The sequence below is a fragment of the Flavobacterium erigeronis genome, from assembly GCF_054075165.1.
On record NZ_JBSKGP010000027.1, the window covers coordinates 1 to 672 of the forward strand.

At 40.6% G+C, this 672-nt stretch carries 1 protein-coding gene; it reads right to left on the minus strand.

The features are described 5' to 3' along the window. Window positions 1–633 (minus strand): PorP/SprF family type IX secretion system membrane protein (locus ACWA1F_RS23930; RefSeq protein WP_456897543.1); only part of this gene is annotated, 633 nt, incomplete at its 3' end. Between the last annotated feature and the right edge of the window lie 39 nt (window positions 634–672).

The following is a 672-nucleotide window of genomic DNA, read 5'->3' on the forward strand; positions in this document are numbered from 1 at the left end:
AGTATGCGCCGAAAGATCAAAAACAATTCCTCCAATCAGATAAACATGTATCCTTTGGTTAACAAGATCATCGCTTATATCATCATAGGTATAGCGTTCTCTGGTCATGAAATTAGGAACCGAAAGTCCGATATAATCTCTTTCGCCATGCCAGTATAATCCAGCGCCAACAACAGGAAGAAATTTATTGGTTATATTTTCTCTAAACTCGGCATCTGGGTCTCGGTAACTTCCTTTTGTCCAGTCAATATTGATCACGCGTCCGCCTCCTTTAATACCAAAAGAAAGTTTGTGCGTTTCTCCCGATTGAATGGTATAAGAGAAGTTGGCGTCGAGATATTGTTCTTCTGAAGGGCCAATTTCTTCATTAACGATCGAAATTCCTAACCCCAGATTTTTGGCAACTGGAGTGTCTAACGAAAAGCTCTGCGTGTCTGGCGCGCCTTCAATTCCGACCCACTGCGTTCTTATAAGTCCGGTAACGGTTAAATGTCCTAATGAACCTGCATAGGCTGAGTTTACGGTCATGGTATTATACATATACTGCGTGTACTGCGGATCTTGCTGCGCCATTGCTCCAGAAACCGAAAGCAATGTGATGATGGCGAAAACCTTTTTTATATTTTTAATCATAGCCAATTTGAATTTTGGTTAATCCTATTTCTTAATTTG